Below are 24,315 nucleotides of genomic sequence, written 5' to 3'. Positions count from 1 at the left end.
CGCCTCCGTGCTCGGCCCCGCCCTCGCACGTCTCGGTCCGCTGACCGCCGCCGTGAGCTGCCGAGCTCGTCGCCGCCGGCCGCGGACGTCGGGAGCACCACGACGTCGTTACCCTCGGAGAGTGATCGACCTCAAGGCACTGCGAGACGACCCCGACACCGCACGCGCCAGCCAGGTCGCGAGGGGCGCCGACCCGGCCCTCGTCGACGAGCTGCTGGCGGCCGACGAACGGCGCCGCGCCCTGCTGAGCTCGTTCGAGCAGCAGCGCGCCGAGCAGAAGGAGCTGTCCCGGTCGATCGGCAAGGCCGCTCCCGAGGAGCGGCAGGCGGTGCTCGGCCGCGCGAGGGCGCTCGCCGAGCAGGTCAAGGACGCCGAGGCGCAGGCCGACGAGGCCGCTCGCGAGCTCGACACGCTGCTGTGGCAGATGGCGAACGTCGTCGCCGACGGCGTCCCGCCCGGCGGCGAGGACGACTTCGTGGTGCTGCGCGAGGTCGGTGCCCCGCGCGACTTCGAGGCCGAGGGGGTCGCGGTGCGCGACCACCTGGAGCTGGGGGAGGGGCTGCGGGCGATCGACACCGAGCGCGGCGCCAAGGTCAGCGGGTCGCGGTTCTTCTTCCTCACCGGCGTCGGCGCCCAGCTCGAGCTGGCGCTGCTGAACATGGCGATGGACAAGGCCACCGCGGCGGGGTTCAGCCCGATGATCACCCCGACGCTGGTGCGTCCGGCCATCATGGCCGGCACCGGCTTCCTCGGCGCCCACGCCGACGAGATCTACCACCTCGAGACCGACGACCTGTACCTCGTCGGCACCTCGGAGGTGGCGCTCGCCGGCTACCACAGCGACGAGATCCTCGACCTGAGCGACGGCCCGCGCCGCTACGCAGGCTGGTCGGCCTGCTACCGGCGTGAGGCCGGATCGCACGGCAAGGACGTGCGCGGCATCATCCGCGTGCACCAGTTCCACAAGGTGGAGATGTTCACCTACGTGTCCGAGGCGGACGCCGCCGCCGAGCACGAGCGGCTGCTCGCGCTGGAGGAGGAGATGCTCGCCGCCGTCGAGCTGCCCTACCGCGTCATCGACACCGCGGCAGGTGACCTCGGGTCCTCGGCCGCGAGGAAGTTCGACTGCGAGGCCTGGCTGCCGAGCCAGCAGCGGTTCCTCGAGCTCACGTCGACCTCGAACTGCACCACCTTCCAGGCGCGCCGTCTCGGCGTGCGGGAGCGCACCGCCGAGGGCGAGACCCGACCGGTCGCGACCCTCAACGGCACGCTCGCGACGACCCGCTGGATCGTGGCGATCCTGGAGAACCACCAGCAGGCCGACGGCAGCGTCCGCGTCCCGCAGGCGCTGCAGCCCTACCTCGGCGGCCGCACGGTCCTGGAGGTGCAGGCGTGAGCGGGACGCCCGCGTTCCGTCGCGACCACCTGGCCGACCTGACGCTCGGTCCCGACCTGCTCGTCGGGCTGGACATCGACGGCACGATCCTCGGCATGGACGACTCGCTGTCGCGCCGCGTGCAGCGGTCGATCGCGCGCGTGGTCGACTCCGGCACCCGGGTGGTGCTGGCGACCGGGCGCTCGCTGCTCGCGGTGCTGCCCGTCATCGAACGGCTGGGCCTGCGCGAGGGGTTCGCGGTGTGCTCCAACGGCGCCGTCACGATCCGGTTCGACGAGCGCGGGCACGAGATGATCGACGTCATCACCTTCGACCCGGGCCCCGCGCTGCGGCTGCTGCGCGAGCACGCCCCCGAGGTGATCTTCGCCGTCGAGGACCTCGGCCGCGGCTTCAAGGTCACCCGCCCGTTCCCCGACGGCGAGCTGACCGGCGAGGTGGAGGTCGTCCCGTTCGAGGAGCTCGTCGCCGCGCCCGCGACCCGCGTGACGTTGCGCGCACCGGAGTGGACCTCGCAGGAGTTCCACGACCTCGTGGTCAAGAGCGGCCTGCACGGCGTGAGCTACGCCGTCGGGTGGTCGGCGTGGCTGGACATGACCCCCGACGGCGTCTCCAAGGCCTCGGCGCTCGAGGCGGTGCGTCAGCGGTACGACGTGCCTCAGGCGCGCACGCTCGTGGCAGGCGACGGTCAGAACGACATCGAGATGTTCCGCTGGGCGGCTGTCGCGGTGGCGATGGACGGCGCCGACGAGACCACCAAGGCGGCGGCGACCGCCGTCACCGGCCCGGTCGAGCTGGACGGGCTCGTCAGCGTGCTGGACGCGATCCCTGCTCCCTAGTCAGCCCGCTGCGGAGTCCGCGCGGTCCCTGACCCCGACCCGCTTGCCGCCGTGCAGGTGCACGGGGGCGCGCTCGGCGCCCTTCCGCTTCGACTGACGGTTGCGGTAGATGAGGTTGAGAACCTCGACACCGATCGCGAACCCGATCGGGCCGTAGATCAGCGCCTTGTCGACGTGGTAGCCGAAGCCCTCGCCGACCAGCGTCGCACCGATGAGGATGAGGAAGCTCAGCGCGAGCATCTTCACGGTGGGGTGGCGGTTGACGAAGTCGGCGATCTGACCGGCGACGACCATCATGAGGCCGATCGAGAGGACCACCGCGGCGATCATGATCACCAGGTTGTCGGTCATCCCGACGGCCGTGATCACGGAGTCGAGCGAGAACACCGCGTCGATGAGGATGATCTGGATGATCACCCTGCCGAACGTGGTCGAGCCCTTGTTCTCGTCCTGGTGCTCGTCCTCACCCTCGAGCTTGTGGTGGATCTCGGTGGTGGCCTTGTAGATGAGGAACAGACCACCGGCCAGCAGGATCAGGTCACGGCCCGAGAACGTCAACGCCTCGACGCCGAAGAGCGAGACGATCGGTGCGGTCAGGCCCACGATCCAGGTCGCGAAGAACAGCAGCACGATGCGCAGCAGCATCGCCAGCGCGAGCCCGATGGTGCGGGCGCGCCGCTGCTGGCTCTTGGGCAGCCGGTTCGTGAGGATGGAGATGAAGACCACGTTGTCGACGCCGAGCACGAGCTCGAGGACGAACAGGGTCAGGAAGGCGATGATCAGCTCGGGGCCGAAAGGCATGCGCACATCCTAGGGGCGCCCGCGCGGGGGTCCTGGGCACGGACCATGGATAGATCTGCTGCGGGTAGGGCACAATCTCGTCCATGCCCGTCGGGATCGACGATGTTGCCCGCGCGGCTGGGGTCTCGACCGCGACGGTCTCCCGCGCGCTGAGCGGGCGGCCGGACGTGAGCGCGTCCACGCGGCAACGGGTGCAGGCGATCGCCGTGGAGCTCGGGTACGCGCCGACGCCCTCGGCCGTGTCGCTGGCCTCGGGCCGCACCCGCACGATCGCGCTGCTCACCCCCTGGGTCTCGCGGTGGTTCCACTCCAACGTGATCGAGGGCGCGTGCCGGTCGCTACGTGCCGCGGGCTTCGGCGCGCTGCTGAACTCCTTCGAGGTGCACGAGGACGCCACCCGCCCGCCGGTCAACCTCGAGGTGCTGCGGCGCCGGGTCGACGGCGTCCTGGTGGCCGGCATGACGATGTCGCCGGCGGAGGTGGCGATGCTGGAGTCGCTGCGGGTGCCGCTGGTGTACGTGGGCTCCGGTCCGCCGGACCAGGTGCTCGTGCACATCGACGATGTCGCGACCGCCCGACGCGCCACCGAGCACCTCCTCGCGCTGGGGCACACCAGGATCGGGCACATCAGCGGGTACCCGACCGAGCCGACCCCGTGGGCGTCGGAGGTGGAGCGCGCCACCGGCTACGCGGAGGCGTTGCGCGCCGCCGGGCTCGAGCCGGAGCCCGAGCTGATGGCGTACGGCCGGTTCGCGCGCCCCGGGGGTCGGGCGAGCGCCGCGGAGCTGCTCGACCGGGTTCCCGACCTGACCGCCGTCGTCGCCGACTCCGACGAGATGGCGTTCGGGGTCCTCGACGTGCTGCGGGAGCGGGGGCTGCGGGCACCGGACGACCTGTCCGTGATCGGGATCGACGGCCACCCGCTCGGCGACCTCGTGGGACTGACGACGCTCGCCCAGGACGCGATCGGCCTCGGTGAGACCGCCGCACGGTTGCTGCTGGAGATGATCGGCGGCGCCACGGTCGAGCGGCAGGTCGTCTTTCCCACGACGCTGCTGGCTCGGGACACGGCCTGCGCTCGCTGACTGCTCCGGCAGCGCGGGCGAAAGTTGACCGAATCGTTACCCAGGATCGGGCCTGATCGCTTGCGCAACCCCCACCGTAAGCGCTTACGGTGTGGGTGCTCGCCGCGAGTGCGGACGGGCTTGCAGCCAAAGAGGAGACATCAGTGAGGATGACGAGCATGCGCCGGCGAGCCGGCGCTGTCCTTGCCGGGGGCGCCGCGATCGCGCTCGCCCTGACTGCCTGTGACGGCGGTGGCGATCTCGGTGGTGGCGGCGGCGGTGGCGGCGAGAACGCCGACTGCGCCGACTACGAGCAGTACGGCACCTTCGAGGGTGCCACGGTCACGATCTCGAGCACGATCTCGGACCCGGCGGAGGCCGACGCGCTGGAGGAGTCCTGGGCGGACTTCTCCGACTGCACCGGGATCACGATCCAGCACAACGGCACCAACGAGTTCGAGTCGCAGATCTACGTGCAGGTCGAGGGTGGCAACGCCCCGAACCTCGCGATCTTCCCGCAGCCCGGTCTGCTCTCCCGCATGGTGGCCGACGGCTACGTGCAGCCCGCAGCCGAGGACGTGGTGACCACCGCGAACGAGGGTCTCACCGAGGACTGGCTGACCTACGGCACCATCGACGACACCCTCTACGGCGTGCCGATCATGGGCTCGGTCAAGTCCTTCGTCTGGTACTCGCCGACGGCGTTCACGGACAACGGCTACGAGGTCCCCACCACGTGGGACGAGCTCATGAGCCTCACCGACCAGATCGCGACCGACAACGGCTCGGAGACCGTCAAGCCGTGGTGCTTCGGCATCGAGTCCGGCGGCGCCACCGGCTGGCCGGGCACCGACTTCCTCGAGGACATGGTGCTGCGCACCGCCGGTCCGGATGTCTACGACCAGTGGGTCGCCCACGAGATCCCGTTCAACGACCCGCAGATCGTCGAGGCGCTCGACACCGCCGGCGAGATCCTGCAGGACCCCGAGCGGGTCAACGGCGGCATCGGTGACCCCCGCTCGATCGCGACCACCGCGTGGGCCGACGCCGGTCTGCAGGTCCTCGAGGGCAACTGCTTCCTGTTCCGGGCGGCGTCCTTCTTCGAGGCGCAGCTGCCGGAGGGCACCGACGTCTCGCCCGAGGGCGACATCTACGCCTTCTACCTGCCGTCCACGACCGCCGAGGAGCAGCCGCTCCTGGTCGCCGGCGACTACCTCGCCGCGTTCGACGAGGACGAGGCGACCGTGGCGGTGCACGCCTTCATGTCCTCCGGCGCCTGGGCGGACACCCGCGTCGGCCTCGGCGGTGTCACCAGCCCGAACCAGGGTGTCGACCCGGCGAACGCCTCCTCCGACATGCTGCGGCAGACGCTGCAGCTGATGCAGGACGAGGACGCCGTGGCGCGCTTCGACGGCTCGGACCTCATGCCCTCGTCCGTCGGTGCCGGCTCCTTCTGGACCGCGATGACGAACTGGGTCGACGGGACTCAGACCACCGAGGACGCGCTCACCGCCGTCGAGAACTCCTGGCCGACCGACTGAGCTGTTGACACGCGACTGGGGTGCGGCCATCGTGTCGCACCCCGGTCGTGTGCGTAGGTGAGCGCTCGGGAAGGAGCGAGGTGTGGGCTTTCTGCTGAACAACAGGGTCGGTCACCTGCTGATCGCCATCATGCTGTTCGTCGCCGTGGTGGCGGTGCTGCTGCTGATCGCGAAGGTGGCCGACGGGCTGCGCGGCAAGGCCCGGATGCCTGCCGTGATCGCGGTGTTCGCCGGCCCGGCGCTGCTGATGCTGGCGGTCGGGCTGATCTACCCGTTCATCCGCACGGTGTGGATGTCGTTCATGGACGCCCGCAGCCAGAACTTCATCGGCTTCGACAACTACGTGACGGCGCTGACGGCCGACGCCAGCGTGATCGCCTTCCGGAACACCTTCCTGTGGGTGATCCTCACCCCGCTGCTGTCGACGACGATCGGGCTCGTCTACGCGGTGCTCATCGACCAGTCCCGGCTCGAGAAGGCCGCGAAGGCGCTGCTGTTCCTGCCGATGGCGATCTCGTTCGTCGGTGCGGGCATTATCTGGCGGTTCGTCTACGACTACAAGGGCGCGGGTCAGGACCAGATCGGCGTCATCAACGCGCTCCTGAACTCGGTGGGACTGGCACCCGTCCGGTTTCTGCAGGATGCGCCGGGCAACACGATCTTCCTCATCCTCGTGCTGGTCTGGATCGAGGCCGGTTTCGCGATGGTGATCCTGTCGGCGGCGATCAAGGCGGTGCCGGTCGACATCATCGAGGCCGCGCGTCTCGACGGCGCCAACTCGTGGGAGCTGTTCCGCAACATCACGGTGCCGAGCATCCGGCCCTCGCTGGTGGTCGTCCTGACGACGATCTCGATCGCGACCCTGAAGATCTTCGACATCACCCGCACCATGACCGGTGCCCAGTTCGACACCCAGGTGCTCGCGAACCAGATGTACGACCAGTCGTTCGTGTTCGGCAACAACGGTCTGGGCTCGGCGATGGCGGTGTTCATCTTCCTGCTGGTGGTGCCGCTCGTGGTGTTCAACGTTCGACAGATGGCGAAGAACCGGGAGGTCCGAGGATGACCGCCTCCAGCATCACCGAGGCCGACGAGGCCGACCGCGCGATGGGCGGCGGCGCCGACCGCAGTGCGGCGGCGACCCTCAAGGGCGCGCTGACGAACCGGATCGGCAGCGCTGTCGCGATCGTCATCGCCGTGCTGTGGACGGTCCCGACCTTCGGGTTGTTCCTGTCCTCGCTCCGACCCGAGTCGGACATCAAGGGCTCGGGCTGGTGGACGTTCTTCTCCGACCCGGCCCTGACCCTGGACAACTACCGGCAGGTGCTCGGCGGGTCGTCCTCGACCAACCTGTCGCAGTACTTCACGAACTCCCTCGTGATCGCGGTGCCGTCGACGCTGCTGCCGCTCTCGCTCGCGGTCATGGCGGCGTACGCGTTCTCCGTGCTGGAGTGGCGCGGCCGCAACCTGGTCTTCGTGGGTGTGTTCACGCTGCAGATCGTGCCGTTGCAGATGGCGCTGATCCCGTTGCTGCGGTTCTTCAACGACACCGACGCCGGGTCGGTGCTGCTGTTCCTGCCGCTGTGGCTCGCGCACTCGATCTTCGCGCTGCCGCTGGCGATCTTCCTGCTGCACAACTTCATGTCCGAGGTGCCGCGGGACCTGATCGAGGCGGCCCGCATCGACGGCGCCGGCCACGTGACCGTCTTCCTGCGGATCATGCTGCCGCTGATGCTGCCGGCGATCGCGAGCTTCGCGATCTTCCAGTTCCTGTGGGTGTGGAACGACCTGCTGGTCGGGCTGACCTTCTCGGGCGGCAACCGGATCATCCAGCCGCTGACCGCGGCGCTCGCCGCGATGACCGGCGACCGCGGGCAGGACTGGCACCTGTTGACCGCGGGCGCGTTCGTGTCGATCGTCATCCCGCTGGTCGTGTTCTTCTCCCTGCAGCGCTACTTCGTGCGGGGTCTGCTGGCGGGCTCGGTCAAGGGCTGACCGCGCCGCGGGTCAGAGGTACTGGCCCGTGCCGTGGTTCGGCTCGGCGGGGCCGGGGCGCTGCGGCCCTACCCCCTGCTGGCCGGGCATCGTGACGCCAGGCGGGAGCGCCCGGCGCATCTCGACCAGCTGGTTCTGCGCCGCCATCTGCTGCGCCACCAGCGCGGTCTGGATGCCGTGGAACAGGCCCTCGAGCCAGCCGACCAGCTGGGCCTGAGCGATCCGGAGCTCGGCGTCCGAGGGCGGGTTGCCGTCATCGGCGAACGGCAGCGTGATGCGGTGCAGCTCGGCGACCAGCTCGGGTGAGAGCCCGCTCTCCAGCTCGGACAGGGAGCGCTCGTGCACCTCGGCCATGCGCTCGCGCGCGGCCTCGTCCAGCGGTGCGGACCGCACCTCCTCGAGCAGCTGCTTGATCATCATCCCGAGCCGCATCACCTTGGCGGGCTCCTCGACGGCGGCCGTCGGGTCCTTCTTGGTGTCGTGGATCCCGATCGTCTCGGCAGAGGCGACGACGACGCGGTCACCCTGCCCGCGGTCGTCGGGCTTGTGCTCGCTCGGGTCGGCACCGGGCTGCGCCTCGGTGGGCTCGGTGGACGCGTTCGGCTGGTGGCTGTGCTCCGTCATGGACCCCATCTTGCCAACTGGCTCCGACGTGCGGCTTGACCCTAGGCTCAGCGGCATGAGATGGCTGGGCAGTCCCGCGCACAACCGCTGGCTCGAGCGAGAGACCGACGAGCTGCTGGCGTTCGCCTCGGCGTCCGCGATCGACGAGGGTTTCGGCTATCTCGACACCGAGGGCGAGGTGGTCGCCTCGGAGGGCTCGCACCTGTACCTCACGTGCCGGATGGTCCACTCGTTCGCGCTGGGTGCCCTGCTCGGGCGGCCCGGGGCGGCGTCGATGGTCGACCACGGGCTCGCCGCGCTCGCGGGTCCGTTGGCGGACCGCGAGCACGGTGGCTGGTTCGCGCAGGTCGGACCGGACGGCCCGATCGATCGCACCAAGGCCGCCTACGCGCACTCGTTCGTGGTGCTGGCGACCTCGAGCGCGGCGGTCGCAGGCCGCCCGGGTGCGCGCGAGGCCCTCGACGAGGCGTTGCGCGTGCAGCTGCAGCACTTCTGGGACGACGAGGCCGGCATGGTCGTCGAGTCCTGGGACGCGGCCTTCACCGAGACGGAGGCCTACCGCGGCGTCAACGCGAACATGCATACGGTCGAGGCCTACCTGGCGGCCGCGGACGTGACCGGCGACGACGCCTGGCTGGACCGGGCGCTGCAGATCACGCAGCGCGTGGTCGGTGAGCTCGCACCGGCGCGCTCGTGGCGGATCCCGGAGCACTTCGACCCGCAGTGGCAGCCGCTGCTGGACTACAACGACGACAACCCCGCCGACAAGTTCCGGCCCGCGGGCGCCACGATCGGGCACTGGTTCGAGTGGTCGCGGCTGGCGCTGCACGTCGTCGAGGCGCTCGCGGCGCGCGGCCGCACCGCGCCGCCGGAGCTGGCCAGCGGCGCACGCTCGCTGTTCGAGGCCGGTGTCGAGGAGGGCTGGGCGGTCGACGGCGACGACGGGTTCGTCTACACCGTCACCTTCGAGGGGGTCCCGCTCGTGCGCGAGCGCATGCACTGGGTCGTCACCGAGGCGATCGGTGCCGCTGCCGCGCTGCACCGGCACACCGGCGAGGACACGTTCGACGCCTGGTACCAGCTGTGGTGGGAGTACGCCGCGCAGCACCTCCTCGACGAGGAGCACGGGTCCTGGGTGCACGAGCTCTCACCCAGCAACGGCCCGAGCACCACGGTGTGGGACGGCAAGCCGGACATCTATCACGCGATCCAGGCCACGCTGATCCCGCGGCTGCCGCTGGCACCCTCGCTCGCAAGCGCGCTCGGGCAGGGGCTGCTGGACAGCTGAGGTCAGTCGGCTCGTGTGAGCACGTGGAGGAACTCGTGGTTCACGAACAAGAGCTCCCGGCCGACCTTGACCTGGTACAGCAAACCGGCCTCGACGAGCGCGTGAAGCCACGTCGAGGCGGTCTGGCGTGAGACCCGACAGCGTTCGGTGACCGTGGCGATTCTGCAGTAGGGCCGCTCGAAGAGAACGTCAAGGAACTGGGCGTCGCGGCCAGCCGGGCTGGCCGCGCGTGCCCGTTCGGCGAGTGTGCTCTGGCAGATGCGAATCGCTGCGATCTTGCTGGTGGTCGACGCGGCTGCGTCACGAACGACCTCGAGCATGTAGAGCACCCAGTCGATCCATGCGCCCTCCGCAGTCACGGCGCGGAGCAGGCGGTAGTAGTCGTTCTTGCGGGCGATGATCGGGCGAGAGAGGTGCAGAACCGGCTGGTCCAGCAGGCCAGCCTCCATCAGCATCAGGATGTTCAGGATGCGGCCCGTACGACCGTTCCCGTCGTGGAACGGGTGAATCGCTTCGAACTGGTAGTGAGCCACCGCCATGCGGACGAGCGGATCGAGATCGTCGGAGCCGTGCGCGAATCGTTCCCAGTCGGCGAGCTTGGCTCTGATCAGGGCGGCACCTTCAGGCGGTGCATACACGATCGTTCCGCTGGCGGGGTTGGCGATTCTGGTACCAGGAATCGAGCGAACGTCTATCTCGCGGCCCTGGAGTCGCGAACAGATCAGCGCTGCTGTTCGTGCCGAGAGGGGTCGTTCCTTGATGGCTTCGACTCCCGCGAACAGTGCGGTGCGATAACGCAGAGCCTCCTTGGTGGCATGGTCACCTCCGCCGGTGTCGACGTGCTTGAACAGCTCGTCGGCCGTCGTGACAATGTTCTCGATCTCGGAGCTCGCCTGTGCCTCCAGGATCGGAATGGCTTGGATAAGCACATCAGGATTGGGTAGCAGGCGCGCCGCCTGCGCGAGCGTGGCCAGCGCGGTGCGCGACTCGATCGCCGCCTTGAGGATCGGCTTCGGCTCGAGGTCGATGCCATGTGGTGGCGCAGCCGGCAAGTCGTTGAACGGCACTTCGGCACTCCACAGCACAGGTGAACTCCTTTGACCGATCGACTCGACATGTTAAGTATTTCCGCAGAAACTAACATGTACGGGCAGTGTGTGCGGTGAGTTGACACGTCGTGATCGGCTCCCCTGCTGTGGCTAGGCAGGGCCAGAGCGCCAGGCATGGGAGAGCAAGCCGGACATCTACCCCTGCGATCCAGGCCACGCTGATCCCGCGGCTGCGCTCGCGACCTCGCTCGGGGCGGTTCTGTCGGACGGCTGAGGTGTCAGGGGGTCGGGAACGCGTCCAGCAGCCGGGCGACGTCCTTGTTGTCGCCGGTCACCATGTCCTGCTGCCCCGGGGGGAGCTCGTGGGTCTGGTAGAGCATCCCGGCTAGCGCCGAGGAGTCGGCGCGCAGCGTGGCGGTGGCGCCGGGGTGGGTGCCGCGGTCGATGCGCAGGCCTGCCTCGTCCCAGCTCAGCCGGTAGGTGTAGCTGTGGCCGCCCGCCACGCGGGCATCGGTCAGCTCGAGCTGGAGCTCCAGGCCCGGGCTCGGCGCCTCGGCGGGCGCCATCGTGAGCATCGACTGGACCACGCCGTCGGGTGTCAGGCCGCCGGTGGGGGCAGCGTCACGCACGGGTGAGCCGTGCGCCCAGCGGCCGAGCGAGCGCAGCAGCGGACCGAGCTCGCGCGCCCACGGCGTGAGCCGGTAGGCGCTCACCGACGCCGGAGCCGGCAGGGTCACGCGCTCGACCAGCCCCGCGGCCTCCATCTCGCGCAACCGGCTCGTGAGCACGGCCGGGGTCACGCCGAGGACCGCGTCGGCGAGCTCGCCGAACCGCTTGGGCGCGAGCATCAGCTCGCGGATCACGGGGTAGGTCCACCGGTCGCCGATCAGCTCGACCGCGTGCGCGGTGGCGCACGCGTCCCCGCACTCGGCGTAGCTGCGCTTGACGGGCATGGCCTTCACTCTCACAGATCCACTATTGACACGCAAGTTCGGACTATGAATAACATAATCCCCATGCCGACGACGCCATATGACCTGGTGGACGACGCCGAGAGTTCCGACACTGGTGCGCATGGGAGCGCCGAGATGACCGACCCGATCACGGGCGACCCGGCGGACACCATCGGCGACCAGGCCACCGGCCGCCGCCTGCCGCGCTTCCTGCAGCCCTTCCGCACGCGCGGCTACCGGCGGCTCGCGGTGGCGCTGGTGCTGTCCTCGTTCGCGAGCGGCGTCTGGATCGTCGCGCTCGTGTGGGAGGTCATCGGGATCGGCGGCAACGAGAGCGATGTCGCGCTCGTGGCCACCGCCTCCGCGCTCGGCATGCTGGTCCCGGCGCTGATCGCCGGGGTGGTCGCCGACCGGGTGCCGCAGAAGCGCATCCTGCTGGCGGTCGCGTCGGTGGAGCTGCTCGGCATGGCCGTCGTGGCGGCGCTGGCGCTGACCGGCCACACCCAGGTCTGGCACCTGATGATCGTGGCGTTCGGGACCGGCGTCGGCATGTCCTTCTACTACCCCGCCTACTCGGCCTGGCTGCCGGCGCTGGTCCCCGAGGAGGACCTGATGGCGGTCAACGGCTTCGAGGGCATGGTCCGACCGGCGATCGGGCAGGCGATCGGCCCGGCCGTCGCCGGGGCTGCGATCGCGGCGATGTCTCCCGGTGCCGCCGTCGCGATCGCGGCCGGTGCCGCCGGGCTCGGGATCCTGGCGCTGCTCACGGTGCCGCTGACCGCCGTCCGCCGGGACCTCACCGGCGACGACGACGCACGGCCGGTCGCTCAGGCGTGGCGCGACGTCCGCGAGGGCTTCGCGTACATGGTGCGCACCCCCTGGCTGCTGGCGACGCTGCTGTTCGCCTCGGCGATGGTGCTGGTGATGATGGGTCCGCTGGAGGTGCTGACGCCGTTCCTCATCAAGAACGAGCTCGGCGGGGACGCCTCGGGGCACGCCAGCGTGCTGGCGGCGTTCGGGATCGGCGGGGCGATCGGGTCGTTCGCGATGGGGTCGATCAAGATGCCACGCCGCTACCTGACGGCGATGAACCTGATGTGGGGCGCGGCCTGCTTGCCGTTCGTGCTCTACGCGGTGGCCTCCCAGCTGTGGGTGCTCGTCGTCGCGGGCTTCGTGCTCGGTGCGCTGTTCAGCGCGCCGATGGTGATCTGGGGGACGCTGCTGCAGCGTCGCGTGCCGCCCGAGCTGCTGGGGCGGGTGGCCTCGCTCGACTTCTTCGTCTCGGTCTCGCTGATGCCGGTGTCGATGGCGCTCGCCGCGCCGGTCGCGCAGGCGATCGGGCTGCGCAACACGTTCCTGGTGGCGGGCCTGCTCCCGGTGGTGCTGGCCGCGATCGCGATCGTGGCCGCGCGGCTGCCGGCGGACGAGATCGCGCACCCGTTGCGTGACGGCGAGGGCGCCGAGAGCGCCGAGGACGTGCGTGCCGCTGACAGCGCCGTGGTGGTGGACGAGGCTGGCTAGGCTGCGCAGATGACCCTGCAGGACAGCCCGCTCGTGGCATCGGTGCGCGACCTCGGCACCCAGTTCCTCGACAACGACGTCGACATCACAGGCCAGGACGCGGTGACGTCCGTGGACCTCGGCGACGGCACGACGTTCTGGATCTTCGGCGACACGATCGAGGGACCGTTCGACTCGATCCGCGGCTTCGAGCTGACCGAGGTGCTGTCCAACACGGGTGCGATCGTGCCGTTGCAGGACATCTCGGACGGCGTCAAGGAGTTCCGCTACCTGACCGAGCCCGACGGCTCGCGCGCCCGGCAGCTGATCGGGTTCGTGCCGCCCGAGCGCAAGGAGACGCAGCGGCTGTGGGCGATCCACGGGGCGCAGGTGGGGGAGTCGCTGTACCTCTACTACCACCGCATCACCATGGATCCCGAGGTCGATGTTTTCGAGAGCTTCGTGCTCGACGGCATGGGGGTGGCGCGTGCGGGGCGCGACCACGACTTCGAGCGGCTGCACGCCCCTGACGGCTCCTACGAGTGGTGGAAGGGCGACCAGCCCGGTTTCGGGGTGTGGGTGCAGCCGGTGGGCGAGTACCTCTACCTGTGGGGTGCGATCCAGCCGGCGTCGAAGTCGGCGGGTGACATGTACCTCGCGCGGGTGCGGCCCGAGAGCATCGAGGACCTGGCCGCCTACGAGTACCTGGTCGAGGCGCCTACGACGGCGGACCCGGACGTGGAGCCGCGCTGGGCGAAGGAGTTCGCGCCGACCGCGTGCCTGTTCTCGGACGTCCCCAACGAGATGTCCTCGTCGTGGAACGACTACCTCGGCTGCTACATCTCGCTGACCACGTTCCAGCGGGAGAACATGCTCGTGATCCGCACGGCGCCGGAGATGACCGGCCCGTGGAGCGAGCCGCAGGTGGTGCACCGGCCCGAGAAGACGCTGCCGGACTCGCTGTTCAACGCGGGCAAGGAGCACCCCGAGTTCGCACGCGAGGGCGGCAAGGTCACGTACATGACCTTCATCGACAGCTCCGTCTACGTGCCGCACCTCATCGAGATCACGTTCGCCTGAGGGTGCCGGTTCGGCGCGAGCCGGCTCGCTGAGGACTCGGAGGGCCCTCGCTGAGCACGCGCCGGCGGATGCGGGACCTGGTCGTGCTCGAGGTGATGGCCGGGGGTCAGGGGATGAGCAGGAGCTTGCCGAAGACCTCGCCGGCGGACAGCTGGCGGTGGGCCTCGTTGGCCTCGGTGAGCGGCAGCCGGTCGTGGACGACGGGGCGGACCTCGCCGCGGTCGAGGTAGCGCCAGGCGCGCTCGCAGAGGTCGGCCATGATCGCGGCCTTCTCCTGCTGCGGGCGGCGGCGCAGACCGGTGCCGTGGATGCTCAGCCAGCGGGAGAGCACGGTCGAGAGGTCGAGCTCGCCGGTGCTGCCCTTCTGCAGGCCGATGACCACCAGCCGGCCGTGCGGGGCCAGCGCCGCGAGGTTCTGCTGGAGGTACTTGGCGCCGACGACGTCGAGGATCACGTCCACCCCGCGCTCGCCGGTGGCCTCGCGGACCCGCTGCACGAAGTCCTCGCTGCGGTGGTCGATCGCGTAGGCGCCGAGGGCGTGGCAACGCTCGACGCGCTCGGGGCCGCCCGCGGTCGTGAAGACCACGGCGCCCGTGGCCCGCAGGACCTGGATCGCCGTCGTGCCGACACCGCCGGACCCGCCGTGCACGAGCACGGTGCGACCGGTGTTGTCGGTGGCCGAGAGGCCGGCGACGCCCACGAGGTTGGACCACAAGGTGGCCATCGCCTCGGGCAACCCGGCGGCATCGACGAGCGAGACGCCGTCGGGGACTCGGAGCACGCAGTCCGCCCAGGCGAGGGCGTGGGAGGCGTAGCCGCCGCCGTCGAGCAGGGCGCAGACCTCGTCGCCGACCTGCCATCGGGTCACGCCCTCACCGAGCGCGACCACCCGCCCGGAGGCCTCCAGGCCCGGGTGGTCGGGCGCGCCGTCCGGCGGCGGGTGGTGTCCCTGGAGCTGGAGCAGGTCTGCCCGGTTGACGCCCGCGGCCGCGACCTCGATGAGGACCTGGCCAGGGCCGGGATCCGGGGTGGGGAGCTCGGCGTCCTGGAGGGCGCCGTCCGGGGTGATCACCATCGCGCGCATGACTGCGAGCGTACGTGGGCCACAATGGTTCCCGCTCGGTCTCGACCGGGCACGGAGGGTTGACAGAGCGGCCGAATGTGACGGTCTTGAAAACCGTTGTGCGAAAGCACCAAGGGTTCGAATCCCTTACCCTCCGCCAGCTTGCTGAGCCTCACCGGGGAGGTGTCGATGCAGTGCGAGGTCGCGGGCGGTACCGCCTGGGGTGAGCCCGCGTCGACCGTGACCAGCCTGGCGTTCGTGATCGCCGGGATCGCGCTGTGGCTGACCCGCGGCCGCCGGCCCGACGGCGGTGCTCGCCCTGGGGTGCAGGCCGCCGTCGCGGTGCTGGCGGTGCTGATCGGGCTGGGATCGGTCGTGCAGCACGGCCCCTCGCCGTGGTGGAACCCCGTGGTGCACGACCCGCCGTTGATGGCCTTGCTGGCGCTCGTTGCGGCCGACGGCGTCGCCGACCTCACGCAGCGGCGGCTGCGGGCGTGGTGGTGGCTGGTCCCGGGCGCGGTGTGCGCGGTGCTGGCGTTCTGGCGGCCGGGCTGGTCCGCCGCTGCGCAGGGTGTGGCGGCCGCCGCCGCGGTCGGCATCACGCTGCTCCGCGCCTGGCGGCGGCCTGCGCTGCGGCGGCACCTGCTGCCAGGGCTGGTTCTGCTCGGGCTCGGTGGCGCGATCGGGACCATGACCAGGCCCGGCTGGCCCTGGTGCGCGCCGGACTCGTGGCTGCAGGGTCACGCGGTGTGGCACGTGCTGGCGGCGGTCACGATCGTGGTGCTGGCACCGGCGCTGGGTGCCCGGTCGCTCAGGTGAGCAGCGTGCGCTCGATCATGCCCACCAGCTCCTCGGCCGCGGTGATCGTGTCGTAGGCAGGGTCGCGCAGGCGCTCGCCGACGAGCGCATCGATCGCACCGCCGACGATGATCGCGGCGGTGCGGAGGTCGGCGTGCTCGTCGAGCCCGCGGGCGGCGCGGGCGGCGGCCACGATCTGCGCCAGTGCGTGCCACCGCCCGCTGCTGCCCTGGTCCTGGGTCTCGGTGCTGGTGAGCGCCTCGGTGAGCATCCGGGTGTGCTCGGGGTGCTCGTGCAGGTGGGCGATCATCGTGCGCACGTATGCGGCCGGGCCATCGGTGGCGGGAGCGGCCTCCACCGCGGCGGCGACGCGGGTGACCAAGGCGGTCAGCACGTGCTGGTACGCGGCTGCGACTACGGCGTCCTTCGTGGGGAAGTGGTAGAGCACGGCAGCCTTGGTGATGCCGGCGCCGCCGGCGATCCGTGACAGCGACGTCCCGGCGTAGCCGTGCTCGGCGACCATCGCGATCGTGACGTCGATCAGCTGAGCGCGGCGCTTCTGCTCGATGAAGGTGCGAGTGCCGCCGTCGGGATGCCTTGCCACGCAGGTCACCCTACCGTACGGTGGAAAAAACTACCGATCGGTTAAGAGGGCGCATGTCGGACCACGCCCAGAACTACGAGACAGAGACGCCAGAGACTGACAGCGCCGAGGGTCCCGAGGCGGAGGTCACGCGTCCGCGGCGGCGCCGATGGAAGGTCGCGCTTGTGGTCGCGGGCGCGGTGGTGCTCGTCGCGGCCTTCGCGCTGCGCTCGCCCTCGCCGGTGGGCCACTGGCGCAGCGCGGAGGGGTATGACGCGCACCGACTGGCCTACGACGAGGCGATGGCCGAGATGCCCGAGGCCGCGGCGACGCTGGACCTGCGCACCGACTACGGATGGGTGCGGATGTACCGGTACGCCGGCGAGAACGGGGGAGGCGATCCGCTGCTCCTGGTGACCGGACACGGCGCGGGGTCGCCCGTCTGGGCGGCGAACCTGGACCAGATGCTCGAGCTGGGTGATGTCTACACGCTCGATCTGCTCGGGCACCCGGGGATGAGCGTGCAGGAACGGCCGATCGTGGACGCGGCCGACCAGGCGATGTGGCTGCATCAGGCGATCGAGCAGCTTCCGGAGGACCGGTTTCACGTCATCGGGCTCTCGGTCGGAGGGTGGACGGCGGCGAACCTGGCGACCCGGCACCCCGGTTCGGCCGCGAGCCTGACGCTCATCGACCCGGTCTACACCTTCGCCGACCTCGACCTCGAGTTCATCCTGCGCTCGATCCCGGCATCGATCCCGTGGCTGCCGCACGCCTGGCGCGACAGCTTCAACGCCTGGATCGCGGGCGGCGAGGAGGACACCGAGGACTTCGCCGTCGGCCGCATGATCGACGCCGGGCAGCAGCACTACAGCGGCAAGCTCCCGCAACCCGAGCGGATCACCGAGGAAGCCTTGGCCGGCCTCGACATCCCCGTGCTGGCGATCATCGCAGGCGACTCGGTGGTGCACGACGCCGAGGCCGCGGCCGATGTGGCCGAGCGGACCTTGAGCCACGGCACGGTGCTGCTCTACGAAGGAGCCACTCACGCCGTCGCCTCCCAGGAGCCCGATCGCATCGCCGCCGACCTGAGTGCCTTCCTGGCTGACCAGCGCTGACGGTCGAGACTCGGTCCACGCACCGCCCATCTGCCGGTAGCGTGCGCGGCGTGCAGATGCGCAACGGGGATCACGGCTACGGCGCCGTCACCAAGGTGCTGCACTGGCTCACGGTCGCGCTGCTGCTGGTGCAGCTGGCGCTGGGGCTGACGATGGAGGCCGACGCCGCCGCCGAGCGGGCCGAGGAGGCCGCAGAGGCGCGTGAGGAGGCGGCCGAGGAGGTCGGCGAGCCGGCCGAGGACGCCGCGGACCTCGAGGCCGATCGTGCGGCCGAGGTCGAGTACCTGGTCGGCACGGCCGACGGCATCGACCTCCTGGACCTGCACGTGCTGACCGGGCTGACGCTGCTGGCACTCGCCGTGGCGCGCGTGATCTGGCGGCGGGTGGGTGGGCTGCCGCCGTGGTCGCCGGCGCTGTCGGACGCCGAGCGGCGGTTCGCGGGCTGGACGGAGAAGGCGCTGCTCGCCTCGCTGTTCGCCGTGCCGATCACCGGGCTGGCGCTGGTGCTGACGCAGGAGGACGGGCTCGTCGTCGTGCACGTGGGGGCGCAGGTGCTGCTGGGGCTGGCGGTGCTCGCGCACGTCTCGCTCGTGCTGCGGCACACGGTGGTGCGGCGGGACCGGTTGCTGGCCCGGATGCTGCCGTTCTCCCGATCCTGATCGGGCGCCGACGACGCCGCTGACCGGCCTCGACGGCCGGTTGCCCACCATCTGAGACAACTCCGGTGCTCGCGCGACTGCCCCGAGCGCGCGGGTGAGGCTGGTCCCGGCGGCCGGGCGGGTCCGCACCGATGGGCTGCGTCAGCGACCCTCTGACCGGTGCGATGACCTCACGTCGCGGCCGGCACCACGTTCGATCCTCGAGGAGCCCACCCATGCCTGCACGCCGCACCATCGCCCTGACCACGACCGCCGTCGGGGTCGCGATGCTGATGTCGGCGTGCGCGGGCGCCGGCGAGGGCGACGCCGAGCTGGGCACCGAGGACAACCCGGTGCAGCTGGGGGTCGTCGGCGCGAGCGAGCCGTACTGGGCGACCTACGAGAGCGCGGTCGAGGACGCGGGCATCGCGATCGACATCGTCGACTTCACGGACTACAACCAGCCCAACCCGGCGCTGTCCGAGGGCGAGCTGGACATCAACCAGTTCCAGCACATCATCTTCCTCGCCGACTACAACGTGAACGCCGGCGACGACCTCGTGCCGATCGGCTCGACGGCGATCTACCCGCTGGGGCTGTACTCCACGCAGTACGACAGCGTCGAGGAGATCCCGGACGGCGCCGAGGTGGCCGTGCCCAACGACGACACCAACCAGGCCCGCGGGCTGCTGATCCTGCAGCAGGCGGGGCTGATCACGCTCGCCGACGGCGGCAGCCCGTTCTCCACGGTGGCCGACGTCGACGAAGCCGGCTCGCGGGTGACCGTGACGGCGCTGGACGCCGCGATCACGGCCTCCTCGCTGCCGGACGTAGCCGCGGCGATCATCAACAACGACTTCATCACCGACGCCGGGCTCACCCCCGAGGACGCGATCGCGCAGGACGACCCCACCGATCCCTCCGCGTTCCCGTACATCAACATCTTCGCCACCACGGCGGACGACGCCGAGAACGAGGTCCTCGCCCAGCTGGTGGAGATCTACCAGACCACGCCCGAGGTCCAGGACGGTGTGCTCGAGGCCGCAGGCGGGGCAGCGGTGCTGACCCAGACCCCGGCCGCCGACCTGCAGGCCAGCCTCGAGGAGGTCCAGGCCGAGCTCGAGACGCAGTAGCCCCGTGCCTCACATCAGCCTCCGCGACGTCACCAAGACCTTCCCGGCGCAACGGCGCCGGGAGGCTCCGGTGACCGCCGTCGACGGCGTCAGCATCGACGTCGAACGGGGCCAGATCTACGGCATCATCGGCTACTCCGGAGCCGGCAAGTCGACCCTGGTCCGGCTGATCAACGGTCTCGAGCCGGTGACCAGCGGGTCGATCCTGGTCGACGACGTCGAGGTCACCACGCTGTGCTCGCGGTCGCTGCGGGAGCTGCGGCTCGGCATCGGGATGATCTTCCAGCGGTTCAACCTGCTGCGCTCGCGCACGGTGGCGAACAACGTCGGTTACCCGCTCGAGGTCGCCGGGGTCCCGCGCGCCGAGCGCGCCGCCAAGGTGACGCGGCTGCTGGAGTTCGTGGGCCTGGCCGATCGGGCCGGTGCCTACCCGGAGGAGCTCTCGGGCGGGCAGCAGCAGCGGGTCGGGATCGCCCGGGCGCTCGCCGGTGACCCGAGCATCCTGCTGGCCGACGAGGCCACGTCGGCGCTCGACCCCGAGACCACCGAGGAGGTCCTCGACCTGCTCGCGCGGGTGAACGCCGAGCTCGGGGTCACGATCGTGGTGATCACCCACGAGATGGAGGTGGTGACCCGGCTCGCGCATCGCGTCGCGGTGATGGAGGGCGGGCGGGTGGTCGAGGAGGGCGAGACCTACGACGTCTTCACCGCACCCCGCACCGAGACCGCCAAGCGCTTCGTGCGCACCGTGGTGCGGGCACTTCCCGAGGGGGACGAGCTCGCCGCGCTGCGCGCCAAGCACGACGGCCGCTTCTTCACGGTCTCCTTCACCGACGCCGGGGCCACCGAGGCCCGGGTCTTCGGAGCGCTGGCACGAGCGGGCGTGGACTTCAACCTCGTGCACGGCGGTGTCGACGACATCCAGGGCCGCGTCTACGGCCTGCTGACGATCGCGGTACGGGGCGAGGACGCCGCGATCGCGCAGGCGTTCGCCTCGGTCGGGCCGGGCGTGAGCATCACGGAGGCCGGCGCATGAACGAGGTGCAGGAGATCCTGCCCGACCTGCTCGAGCAGACGGCGATCATGCTGCAGATCGTCGGGCTCGGCATGCTCTTCGGAGGGGTCGCCGGTCTGGTCGTGGGCACGGCGCTCTACGTCACGCGGCGCGGCGGCATCCTGGCGCAGCCGGTGGTCTGGTGGGTGATCAACGCCCTGGTCAACCTGGTGCGGCCGATCCCGTTCATCATCTTCATCGCGGCGCTGCAGCCGGTGGCGCGGGTCGTCGTCGGGAAGGGGATCGGAAACGAGGCGGCGACGTTCGCGATCGCGCTCGCGGCCACCTTCGGGATCGCGCGCATCGTCGAGCAGAACCTGGTCTCTGTCGACCCCGGGGTGATCGAGGCGGCTCGCGCGATGGGCGCGGGGCCGTGGCGGATCATCCGCACGGTGATCGTGCCCGAGGCCCTCGGACCGCTGATCCTGGGGCTGACCTTCGCCGTGATCGCGGTGGTCGACATGTCGGCCGTCGCCGGCCTGGTCGGTGGCGAGGGGCTCGGCAACTACGCGATCACCTACGGGTACCGCCAGTACAACGAGGTCGTGACCTGGGCGGCGCTGGTGGTCATCATCATCATCGTGCAGCTGGTGCAGGGGCTCGGGAACGCGCTCGCGCGCAAGGTGATGCGCCACTAGCGGGTGATCGGGCCCGACGCGGCGGCGCCGTGTGCCTGGGGAGCGAACCCTCAGGTGAGATCCGGACCAGCTCGAGGGCCGCCGTCGGGCGCCCGGTCACGAGGCGAGCAGCGCCTCGACGGCGTTCGCCACGCCCGGCTCCTGCCGGGCTTCCTGCCCCGCCTCGGCCGCGCGCTGAGCCAGCTCGGGGGACTCGACCAGGGCGCGGAGCCGCTCGGTCAGGCGCTGGGGTGTGAGGCGGTGCAGCGACAGCGGTGGCGGTCCCAGCTTCTCCTCGTGGATGCGGCGGCCCCAGTAGGGCTGGTCGGCGATGTGGGGGACGGCGAGCTGGGGCACGCCGGCGAGCAGCGCGGCGTGGGTGGTGCCGGCGCCGCCGTGATGGACCACGGCCCGGACGCGGGGGAACAGCCAGGTGTGGGGGACGTCGGCGATGCCGAGGACGTCGTCGCCGTGGGGGCCGTCGAGGTCGGTGCCGGAGAGCAGCAGCCGGACCCCGGCGGCCCGGGCTGCTTCGACTGCGACCTCGCGGATGCGCTCGGGCTGCACCACGGACATGCTGCCGAACCCGAGGTAGACCGGTGGGGGACCGGCGTCGAGGAAGTCGGCGAGCGCTGCCGGCACCTCCCACCCGGCGGGGGCGGACAGCGTCCACGAGCCCGTGACGGTCACGGTGCTGGGCCAGTCGGGCGGGGTCGGGACCAGCAGCGGGCTCGCGCCGAGGACGGCGGGCACGGAGTCCAGCGCCCGGATGAAGCCTTGGGGTCCGGTCTCGGGCAGACCCAGGTCGCGCCGGACCAGCTGCCCGGCCTGGGTGACCGAGCGTGACAGCAGCCAGCGGCCCATGCGGGTGCGCGTGAGGTTCGCCGGGCTGGTCCGCGCGGAGCGGGCGGTGAGGCCGGCGCGGCCGTCCGTGGTGGGGTGGAACGGGCACAGCAGGGCGGTGGCATGGGCGACGCCGTCGTGCTGCGCGATCGAGGCCATCGAGTCGAGGCTGAGGACGCCGCTGATGAAGAGGTCGGCGGTGCCGGAGAGGGTGAGCACGCCGTCGGCGAGCGGGCGTGCCGTCTCGGCGTAGACGCGCGCCATGTTGCGCAGCTCGCGGAACGGGCGCCCGGCCGAGTCGGCGACCCAGGCGCGGCCGGCGGCGGTCTGCATCTGCTGCGTGATCGAGACGTCGAACCGTGCAAAGCGCAGACCGTGCTCGGTGACGAGCGACTCGGAGTCGACCGAGGCCGCCACCGTGACGTCGTGGCCGGCTGCCTGGATCCCCAGGGCGAGGGCGACGACGGGCTGGACATCGCCTCGGGAACCGCCGCCGACCAGTGTGACGCGCATGGTGGTCACGGTAGGGCAAGGCCCCGACGACGGCGGTCGAAGGGCCCGCTTTGGCCGTCTGGCCCGCGTTGGGTAACCTAGGCCGAGATCTGGAGACGTCGCATAGTCAGGTCTAGTGCGCATCCCTGCTAAGGATGTGAGGGTGTAAGCCCTCCGTGGGTTCAAATCCCACCGTCTCCGCAGTGTGATGTCTCAGGACATCCCGGACACCCGGACCTGCAGTGGCAGGTCCGGGTGTCGTCGTTTTTCGGGGTTGGTAGCCGCGTGTTGGGTCGATTTCTAGCTCGCTGAGGACGCCTGTGGTGGCGGCCGCCGATCCAGCTGCGATTCGCGCCCTTTGGCCAATCTGCTCGCGGTAGCCGATATTGGGTACAGATCTGACTGCGCTGCTGCACACCCCTAGCCGCTCACATCGTTCACCGCCTTGTCGATCGGTGCACTCGACCAGGGGCGGCCCTCTGCCCTCCGCCCCTCGAACTAGCTCGGTGATCCAGCTCGATTACCGAGCGCGCAGATCCCATCCGGTCCTGAAGGGGCGGTCGCCGCGGCGCGGGTGCGTGCCGAGGGTTAACCCACATCTGCGAGCCGCGCCACCACGCAACAGAGCCGTCGCCAGACCGTTCGGAACCCGCTGATCTCGCGGGCTTCGGCGATCTGGCGACGGCTTTGTTGCAGCCGAGGCGGGATTAGATGGCTTGGCCTCCGACACTGGGTGGGGTAACCAAGAGCATGGGCGTCCAGGCCTTGGCGAAGGTGCAGTCCGCCTACCCCCGCGGCTCCCCTTGCGGCGGGGGCCCTGTCGTACCTCTCAAGACGATCCTGTTCAGTTGCGCGGGCAGTGGTGGGGGCTTGCTCTCACCTCGGATGGCGGCCAGTAGATCTTGCATGGCATGTCGGCCTACGCGCTCCCTATCGACCACCACGGTGGACAGCGGCGGGACGGAGTACCGCATGAGCGGCGTCTCGTCCCAACCGGTGACACTGAGTCGCTGCGGGATCTCCCAGCCTCGGCGCGCGGCACTGAACATGACGCCGGCGGCGATGACATCGCTCGCGGCGATGATCGCGGTGACGGGCGAGTCATCGGGAAGCCCGTCGACGGCGCGGATGCCGGTCTCAGGATCCCAGTCGCCTTGCGGTTCCCCGTGCGACGTCAGCTTGAGGGCTTCGATGGCGCTCAGGTAGCCCTCGCGCCGCAGCTGCGCTGAGCGCCATCCCGCCGGGCCTGCGGCATGGAGGAAGTGGCGGTGACCCCAGTCCGCCAACTTCTCGACGAGCGCGGCGGTGGTCTCAGTGCTGCCTGGCACTGCCCCGACCACGCGCACGCGATCTTCGTAGCCAGTGGTGTCCACGAGCTCGCCGACCCGATCGGTTGACGCCGCGACGGGCGACACCAGAAGGACTCCTTCCACACGGCCGCTGTCGAGAAGGTCGCGGGCGCGCAGGCTCAGTTCGTCGGCGCCCTCGTCGACGCCGATGATGACCTCGACCCGGAGGCCGCGCGAGCGTGCCTCGTCAACGGCAGCGGCCACGGTCTGTTCGGGCCCGCGCATCGTCGGCAGCACGACCGCAACGACGCCCGAACGCCGCGTGCGCATGGACCGCGCCGCCAGGTTCGGGCGGTAGCCGAGAGCGTCGACGGCGTCCTGGACCTTGTGACGCGTCAGCGCAAGCAGAGTGGGGTCGTCACGGAGGAAGCGCGAGACGGTCTGGTGCGAGACCCCGGCCATCTCAGCAACTTCTCGGATCGTCGGACGCCGGCGCGGATCGGTCATCGGCTCAGACTAGTTGACATCAAGTGATCGTTCACTTAGCGTAAGTGAACGAT

At 70.5% G+C, this 24,315-nt stretch carries 23 protein-coding genes and 2 tRNA genes; 17 read left to right on the top strand and 8 right to left on the bottom strand.

Annotated features, from left to right (window positions below; translation table 11 throughout):
* Window positions 1-121 precede the first annotated feature (121 nt).
* Both serS and GPA04_RS09770 read left to right on the top strand, forming a co-directional pair.
* The gene (gene serS / locus GPA04_RS09775) at window positions 122-1,396 is read left to right on the top strand and encodes a serine--tRNA ligase (protein WP_156223871.1); all 1,275 of its coding nucleotides are present in this window, start codon (window positions 122-124) and stop codon (window positions 1,394-1,396) included.
* Window positions 1,393-2,232, top strand: a complete 840-nt coding sequence (locus GPA04_RS09770; protein ID WP_241680702.1) for an HAD family hydrolase — start codon at window positions 1,393-1,395, stop codon at window positions 2,230-2,232. The genes serS and GPA04_RS09770 overlap by 4 nt, the downstream gene beginning before the upstream one ends.
* On the opposite strand, the gene GPA04_RS09765 is transcribed toward GPA04_RS09770, so the two are convergent.
* Window positions 2,233-3,033, bottom strand: coding sequence for a TerC family protein (locus GPA04_RS09765; RefSeq protein ID WP_156223870.1), 801 nt, complete (start codon window positions 3,031-3,033; stop codon window positions 2,233-2,235).
* 83 nt (window positions 3,034-3,116) lie between these two features.
* Here GPA04_RS09765 and GPA04_RS09760 point away from each other — a divergent pair, with 83 nt between their 5' ends.
* From GPA04_RS09760 to GPA04_RS09745, 4 genes are all read left to right on the top strand, one after another.
* The gene (locus GPA04_RS09760) at window positions 3,117-4,118 is read left to right on the top strand and encodes a LacI family DNA-binding transcriptional regulator (RefSeq protein ID WP_156223869.1); all 1,002 of its coding nucleotides are present in this window, start codon (window positions 3,117-3,119) and stop codon (window positions 4,116-4,118) included.
* Window positions 4,119-4,267: 149 nt separating this feature from the next.
* Entirely contained in the window at window positions 4,268-5,638 is a 1,371-nt protein-coding gene (locus GPA04_RS09755; protein ID WP_156223931.1) for an ABC transporter substrate-binding protein, read from the top strand.
* An 82-nt stretch (window positions 5,639-5,720) separates the two neighbouring features.
* Window positions 5,721-6,704 carry a carbohydrate ABC transporter permease gene (locus GPA04_RS09750; RefSeq protein WP_241680701.1) on the top strand — a complete coding sequence of 328 codons (984 nt, stop codon included), beginning with the start codon at window positions 5,721-5,723 and terminating at the stop codon, window positions 6,702-6,704.
* A complete protein-coding gene (locus GPA04_RS09745) occupies window positions 6,701-7,633 on the top strand; it encodes a carbohydrate ABC transporter permease (protein WP_156223868.1) in 933 nt (310 codons plus the stop codon). Before GPA04_RS09750 ends, GPA04_RS09745 begins: the two co-directional genes overlap by 4 nt.
* A gap of 12 nt (window positions 7,634-7,645) precedes the next feature.
* Here GPA04_RS09745 and GPA04_RS09740 read toward each other — a convergent pair whose 3' ends face one another.
* A complete protein-coding gene (locus tag GPA04_RS09740; RefSeq protein WP_156223867.1) occupies window positions 7,646-8,257 on the bottom strand; it encodes a bacterial proteasome activator family protein in 612 nt (203 codons plus the stop codon).
* A 55-nt stretch (window positions 8,258-8,312) separates the two neighbouring features.
* On the opposite strand from GPA04_RS09740, the gene GPA04_RS09735 reads away from it, so the two are divergent.
* On the top strand, window positions 8,313-9,545 hold the full coding sequence (locus GPA04_RS09735; protein WP_156223866.1) for an AGE family epimerase/isomerase: 1,233 nt from the start codon (window positions 8,313-8,315) through the stop codon (window positions 9,543-9,545).
* Between the two features lie 2 nt (window positions 9,546-9,547).
* On the opposite strand, the gene GPA04_RS09730 is transcribed toward GPA04_RS09735, so the two are convergent.
* Both GPA04_RS09730 and GPA04_RS09725 read right to left on the bottom strand, forming a co-directional pair.
* Complete coding sequence (locus tag GPA04_RS09730) at window positions 9,548-10,630, bottom strand: Fic family protein (RefSeq protein WP_156223865.1); 1,083 nt, start codon at window positions 10,628-10,630, stop codon at window positions 9,548-9,550.
* Window positions 10,631-10,872: 242 nt separating this feature from the next.
* A complete protein-coding gene (locus tag GPA04_RS09725) occupies window positions 10,873-11,547 on the bottom strand; it encodes a winged helix-turn-helix transcriptional regulator (RefSeq protein WP_162458576.1) in 675 nt (224 codons plus the stop codon).
* A gap of 135 nt (window positions 11,548-11,682) precedes the next feature.
* On the opposite strand from GPA04_RS09725, the gene GPA04_RS09720 reads away from it, so the two are divergent.
* Window positions 11,683-13,068 (top strand): MFS transporter, encoded by a 1,386-nt coding sequence (locus GPA04_RS09720; RefSeq protein ID WP_156223863.1) that lies wholly within the window; start codon window positions 11,683-11,685, stop codon window positions 13,066-13,068.
* A gap of 9 nt (window positions 13,069-13,077) precedes the next feature.
* Entirely contained in the window at window positions 13,078-14,127 is a 1,050-nt protein-coding gene (locus GPA04_RS09715; protein WP_156223862.1) for a DUF5005 domain-containing protein, read from the top strand.
* A gap of 106 nt (window positions 14,128-14,233) precedes the next feature.
* Here the strand turns inward: GPA04_RS09715 and GPA04_RS09710 are convergent, their stop codons facing one another.
* The gene (locus GPA04_RS09710) at window positions 14,234-15,211 is read right to left on the bottom strand and encodes an NAD(P)H-quinone oxidoreductase (RefSeq protein WP_156223861.1); all 978 of its coding nucleotides are present in this window, start codon (window positions 15,209-15,211) and stop codon (window positions 14,234-14,236) included.
* Window positions 15,212-15,264: 53 nt separating this feature from the next.
* Here GPA04_RS09710 and GPA04_RS09705 point away from each other — a divergent pair.
* Window positions 15,265-15,350 (top strand) — tRNA-Ser (locus GPA04_RS09705).
* A gap of 2 nt (window positions 15,351-15,352) precedes the next feature.
* Window positions 15,353-16,009: a hypothetical protein gene (locus GPA04_RS09700; protein WP_241680700.1), complete on the top strand. Its 657-nt coding sequence runs from the start codon at window positions 15,353-15,355 to the stop codon at window positions 16,007-16,009.
* Here GPA04_RS09700 and GPA04_RS09695 read toward each other — a convergent pair.
* Window positions 16,002-16,592 carry a TetR/AcrR family transcriptional regulator gene (locus GPA04_RS09695; RefSeq protein ID WP_241680699.1) on the bottom strand — a complete coding sequence of 197 codons (591 nt, stop codon included), beginning with the start codon at window positions 16,590-16,592 and terminating at the stop codon, window positions 16,002-16,004. The two genes, GPA04_RS09700 and GPA04_RS09695, sit on opposite strands and share 8 nt — an antisense overlap.
* 53 nt (window positions 16,593-16,645) lie before the next feature.
* Between GPA04_RS09695 and GPA04_RS09690 the strand changes: the two genes are divergently transcribed.
* From GPA04_RS09690 to GPA04_RS09670, 5 genes are all read left to right on the top strand, one after another.
* On the top strand, window positions 16,646-17,689 hold the full coding sequence (locus tag GPA04_RS09690) for an alpha/beta fold hydrolase (protein WP_156223860.1): 1,044 nt from the start codon (window positions 16,646-16,648) through the stop codon (window positions 17,687-17,689).
* 56 nt (window positions 17,690-17,745) lie between these two features.
* Complete coding sequence (locus tag GPA04_RS09685) at window positions 17,746-18,348, top strand: cytochrome b (protein WP_241680713.1); 603 nt, start codon at window positions 17,746-17,748, stop codon at window positions 18,346-18,348.
* A gap of 215 nt (window positions 18,349-18,563) precedes the next feature.
* Window positions 18,564-19,460, top strand: coding sequence for a MetQ/NlpA family ABC transporter substrate-binding protein (locus tag GPA04_RS09680; protein WP_156223858.1), 897 nt, complete (start codon window positions 18,564-18,566; stop codon window positions 19,458-19,460).
* A gap of 4 nt (window positions 19,461-19,464) precedes the next feature.
* Window positions 19,465-20,496, top strand: coding sequence for a methionine ABC transporter ATP-binding protein (locus GPA04_RS09675; protein ID WP_156223857.1), 1,032 nt, complete (start codon window positions 19,465-19,467; stop codon window positions 20,494-20,496).
* Window positions 20,493-21,152 (top strand): methionine ABC transporter permease, encoded by a 660-nt coding sequence (locus GPA04_RS09670; RefSeq protein WP_156223856.1) that lies wholly within the window; start codon window positions 20,493-20,495, stop codon window positions 21,150-21,152. The genes GPA04_RS09675 and GPA04_RS09670 overlap by 4 nt, the downstream gene beginning before the upstream one ends.
* A 96-nt stretch (window positions 21,153-21,248) precedes the next feature.
* Here GPA04_RS09670 and GPA04_RS09665 read toward each other — a convergent pair whose 3' ends face one another.
* Window positions 21,249-22,487 carry a glycosyltransferase gene (locus tag GPA04_RS09665; RefSeq protein WP_162458575.1) on the bottom strand — a complete coding sequence of 413 codons (1,239 nt, stop codon included), beginning with the start codon at window positions 22,485-22,487 and terminating at the stop codon, window positions 21,249-21,251.
* Window positions 22,488-22,578: 91 nt separating this feature from the next.
* Here GPA04_RS09665 and GPA04_RS09660 point away from each other — a divergent pair.
* Window positions 22,579-22,667, top strand: a tRNA-Ser gene (locus GPA04_RS09660).
* Between the two features lie 584 nt (window positions 22,668-23,251).
* On the opposite strand, the gene GPA04_RS09655 is transcribed toward GPA04_RS09660, so the two are convergent.
* Window positions 23,252-24,262, bottom strand: a complete 1,011-nt coding sequence (locus tag GPA04_RS09655; RefSeq protein WP_156223854.1) for a LacI family DNA-binding transcriptional regulator — start codon at window positions 24,260-24,262, stop codon at window positions 23,252-23,254.
* Between the last annotated feature and the right edge of the window lie 53 nt (window positions 24,263-24,315).

The sequence above is a fragment of the Pseudactinotalea suaedae genome (assembly GCF_009733815.1).
Lineage (GTDB): Bacteria > Actinomycetota > Actinomycetes > Actinomycetales > Beutenbergiaceae > Pseudactinotalea > Pseudactinotalea suaedae.
Note: the sequence above shows the minus strand (reverse complement) of the source record. Positions and strands in the feature narration are given on the sequence as shown.

Excerpts from the sequence above, each read along its gene's own strand:
- GPA04_RS09715 (WP_156223862.1), top strand. The coding sequence starts at position 13,078 with ATGACCCTGCAGGACAGCCCGCTCGTGGCATCGGTGCGCGACCTCGGC.
- GPA04_RS09735 (WP_156223866.1), top strand. The coding sequence starts at position 8,313 with ATGAGATGGCTGGGCAGTCCCGCGCACAACCGCTGGCTCGAGCGAGAG.
- GPA04_RS09740 (WP_156223867.1), bottom strand. The coding sequence starts at position 8,257 with ATGACGGAGCACAGCCACCAGCCGAACGCGTCCACCGAGCCCACCGAG.
- GPA04_RS09670 (WP_156223856.1), top strand. The coding sequence starts at position 20,493 with ATGAACGAGGTGCAGGAGATCCTGCCCGACCTGCTCGAGCAGACGGCG.
- GPA04_RS09665 (WP_162458575.1), bottom strand. The coding sequence starts at position 22,487 with ATGCGCGTCACACTGGTCGGCGGCGGTTCCCGAGGCGATGTCCAGCCC.
- GPA04_RS09745 (WP_156223868.1), top strand. The coding sequence starts at position 6,701 with ATGACCGCCTCCAGCATCACCGAGGCCGACGAGGCCGACCGCGCGATG.
- GPA04_RS09720 (WP_156223863.1), top strand. The coding sequence starts at position 11,683 with ATGACCGACCCGATCACGGGCGACCCGGCGGACACCATCGGCGACCAG.
- GPA04_RS09710 (WP_156223861.1), bottom strand. The coding sequence starts at position 15,211 with ATGCGCGCGATGGTGATCACCCCGGACGGCGCCCTCCAGGACGCCGAG.
- GPA04_RS09655 (WP_156223854.1), bottom strand. The coding sequence starts at position 24,262 with ATGACCGATCCGCGCCGGCGTCCGACGATCCGAGAAGTTGCTGAGATG.
- GPA04_RS09755 (WP_156223931.1), top strand. The coding sequence starts at position 4,268 with ATGACGAGCATGCGCCGGCGAGCCGGCGCTGTCCTTGCCGGGGGCGCC.
- GPA04_RS09725 (WP_162458576.1), bottom strand. The coding sequence starts at position 11,547 with ATGCCCGTCAAGCGCAGCTACGCCGAGTGCGGGGACGCGTGCGCCACC.
- GPA04_RS09765 (WP_156223870.1), bottom strand. The coding sequence starts at position 3,033 with ATGCCTTTCGGCCCCGAGCTGATCATCGCCTTCCTGACCCTGTTCGTC.
- GPA04_RS09690 (WP_156223860.1), top strand. The coding sequence starts at position 16,646 with ATGTCGGACCACGCCCAGAACTACGAGACAGAGACGCCAGAGACTGAC.
- GPA04_RS09685 (WP_241680713.1), top strand. The coding sequence starts at position 17,746 with ATGCGCAACGGGGATCACGGCTACGGCGCCGTCACCAAGGTGCTGCAC.
- GPA04_RS09760 (WP_156223869.1), top strand. The coding sequence starts at position 3,117 with ATGCCCGTCGGGATCGACGATGTTGCCCGCGCGGCTGGGGTCTCGACC.
- GPA04_RS09680 (WP_156223858.1), top strand. The coding sequence starts at position 18,564 with ATGCCTGCACGCCGCACCATCGCCCTGACCACGACCGCCGTCGGGGTC.